The sequence below is a fragment of the Endozoicomonas sp. ONNA2 genome (assembly GCF_024606365.1).
GTDB lineage: Bacteria > Pseudomonadota > Gammaproteobacteria > Pseudomonadales > Endozoicomonadaceae > Endozoicomonas.
In genome coordinates this window covers 1-2288 of sequence record NZ_JAHHPO010000510.1, presented here as the reverse complement: position 1 = coordinate 2288, position 2288 = coordinate 1, and the positions used below count along the sequence as shown (strand labels likewise).

Annotated in this window: 5 protein-coding genes; 2 read left to right on the top strand and 3 right to left on the bottom strand. The window is 47.3% G+C overall.

All coding sequences use genetic code 11. From position 1 onward, the window contains the following. On the bottom strand, positions 1 to 319 hold a 319-nt coding region (locus KDK14_RS09090; protein ID WP_257264778.1), incomplete at its 3' end, for a Rha family transcriptional regulator. A 391-nt stretch (positions 320 to 710) separates the two neighbouring features. On the opposite strand from KDK14_RS09090, the gene KDK14_RS09085 reads away from it, so the two are divergent. Then, positions 711 to 1058, top strand: a complete 348-nt coding sequence (locus tag KDK14_RS09085; RefSeq protein WP_257264777.1) for a type II toxin-antitoxin system RelE/ParE family toxin — start codon at positions 711 to 713, stop codon at positions 1056 to 1058. Next, positions 1058 to 1501, top strand: a complete 444-nt coding sequence (locus KDK14_RS09080; protein WP_257264776.1) for a helix-turn-helix domain-containing protein — start codon at positions 1058 to 1060, stop codon at positions 1499 to 1501. Before KDK14_RS09085 ends, KDK14_RS09080 begins: the two co-directional genes overlap by 1 nt. A 32-nt stretch (positions 1502 to 1533) precedes the next feature. Here the strand turns inward: KDK14_RS09080 and KDK14_RS09075 are convergent, their stop codons facing one another. Both KDK14_RS09075 and KDK14_RS09070 read right to left on the bottom strand, forming a co-directional pair. After that, positions 1534 to 1803, bottom strand: a complete 270-nt coding sequence (locus tag KDK14_RS09075) for a type II toxin-antitoxin system YafQ family toxin (protein WP_257264775.1) — start codon at positions 1801 to 1803, stop codon at positions 1534 to 1536. A gap of 3 nt (positions 1804 to 1806) precedes the next feature. Next, the gene (locus KDK14_RS09070; RefSeq protein WP_257264774.1) at positions 1807 to 2067 is read right to left on the bottom strand and encodes a type II toxin-antitoxin system RelB/DinJ family antitoxin; all 261 of its coding nucleotides are present in this window, start codon (positions 2065 to 2067) and stop codon (positions 1807 to 1809) included. Between the last annotated feature and the right edge of the window lie 221 nt (positions 2068 to 2288).

Here is a 2288-nt window from a genome sequence, read left to right as displayed (position 1 = left end):
CCTCTTTCCAGGCGGCGGCTTTTTTGCCGGTGAAACCCATGGCCAGAAAAGCAAAACCATCACGGGTGATTTTGAAAGCAGGGCTTTCGATGGGAGCACCACCTTTTGGATTTTCTCGGGTGATGATCGTCTGCTGAAAATTCAGCAGACGAAACTCTTCAGAACATTCCAAATTGCGAATGGACTGCAAAACGTTTCTGTGTTGCTTGTCAAAATGGTCAGCCACATTGAGGGAACTGCAGGTGATTTGCTGATTCTCAAATTTCAGTTCGTGCAGCAGTTGTTCCGGTGTTGGAAAAGTTTCCACTAAGGCAGTCATAGAGCCTCCTGTGTATCGGTACATTACCGCCGCCAGAAGGTTCCAAACTGACTGGGGGCGGACTGGATGGGATTGGAACACCGATTACACAGAAACCGGCACGGCCTAAGCCGTCCCCACCCAGCCCGCCATAAAGAGGTGCTAAGTGATTGCACAAAAAAAAGCGCAATTAATGAGCGCTTTTAGTGCTCTGTGTTAAATCGGGGTTCCAAACCCGACAACGGATTTTGCCGTTGCAAGATGCAAAATGAAGATGATCGGTCGTCCTGTCAATCACTTGATTATATGCATGTAATTATGCACTTCTGCATAATCAAAATCAACCTGCATCCCTTTATAAATGGGTGTTTTGCCTTATAATGTATAAAATTTTATACATAGGTGTTATGCTTTGAATAATGAGAAACCCATTGAATGGATGGGCGGCTCTCTGGCGGCTTTACTGGAATTCCCGGAATCGGCCCGACGGGAGGCAGGCTACCAGCTAAACCGGGTTCAACACGATCTGGACCCGGAGCGCTGGAAGCCTTTTAAAGAGGTTGGTGCGGGGGTTCGGGAGGTCATTATTTCGGAAGAGAGTAACGCATTCCGGGTGTTATATGTCGCCAAGTTTGAAGAGGCGGTTTATGTGCTGCACAGCTTCCAGAAGAAAACCCGAAAAACCAGTCAGCATGATAAAAAAATTGCCACCGAACGTTATCAGCAAGTGCTTGCCATGCGGGCAGCGGGGAGACAGTGATGAGTGAGAAATTGAGCCAACATACTACACCGGCAGGGGGCAATGTATTTGCTGACCTGGGTTTTTCACCGGAGGAAGCCAAACGCCTGAAAGCAAACTCAGAACAGCGAATCAAGGCGGATCTGAAGATCCAACTAATGGAAGAAATCAGGCTGGCTATTCGGGAGTCCCGTCTGAAACAGGAGGTGGCGGCAATAGTCATGGGCGTTAACCGACCCAGAGTATCTGATGTTATGACAGGCAAAGCCAGTAAATTTACCCTGGATGCTTTGGTGGATATGCTTCAGCGGCTGGGGCGCAGGGTGACTTTACAGGTTGTCGATCAGACGGATGAAACTGCTTATTTGCCTGGTACTCAGAGCAATCGGATGCATCTGGAAAAGTCGATTAAGCAGTATCGTAACGCTGAGTTTATTTACCGCAATCTTAAGTCCGGTGAATAGTTGCTGGTCTTCTGGGAATCGTTGTTGCGTGGCTATCTGAACAAATCTGAATGCGATCCCAATCTTGAAAAGATAATCCGTTTGTTTTCTACCTTATAAATCAGCAACCAGTCAGGCTCTATATGGCACTCTCTGTGGTTTTTATAGTTGCCTGATAGAGCATGGTCTTTATGTTTTGCGGCCATGGGCTGTTGCTCAATAAGCATACGGACAACATCTTTAAATTTGTCCAGGTCTTTACCCTGTCTTTTGGCACGCTTTATGTCTTTGGATAGTTTGTTGGTATAGACCGGCGTGAGCATGGGTCAAAGACCCAACTTGTTAAACATATCTTCTGCACTATCGCATTCAACCAGCCCAATTCCTGCGTCCACATCGTCCAGTGTTCTGGCGGTTTCCTCATTCGGTAAGCAGACAGGGAAGGGCAGCCCTCTGCAGAGGGTCACTTGTTTGTAAAACAGCGTAATCGCTTCAGTTGTGTTGAGGCCCAGCTCCTGGAATATGGCTTCGGCGTGGCGTTTTACTTCAGGTTCCATTCTTGCCCTTACGACTTCAGTTTTGCTCATTTTCTTTCCTTGCAGCGGTGAGTGACAATTGTAATTGTAGCCTAATTAGTACACAAAAAACGCACATAAAAGCCTTTTGCTATCTGGGCTCAATTTTCAGCCCAGTCACTATTTTCTTTTACCCAGTTGTCTCTCCAGCTCATACCGCAACCGATCGGAACTGATGGAGCGCAGGAACATCACCTGCCGGGCCTCGCTCTGGCGTAACAAATACCGAATTA

Bases quoted from the DNA above. Each gene is read 5' to 3' on its own strand.
- KDK14_RS09080 (WP_257264776.1), top strand. From the start codon at position 1,058: ATGAGTGAGAAATTGAGCCAACATACTACACCGGCAGGGGGCAATGTA.
- KDK14_RS09075 (WP_257264775.1), bottom strand. From the start codon at position 1,803: ATGCTCACGCCGGTCTATACCAACAAACTATCCAAAGACATAAAGCGT.
- KDK14_RS09070 (WP_257264774.1), bottom strand. From the start codon at position 2,067: ATGAGCAAAACTGAAGTCGTAAGGGCAAGAATGGAACCTGAAGTAAAA.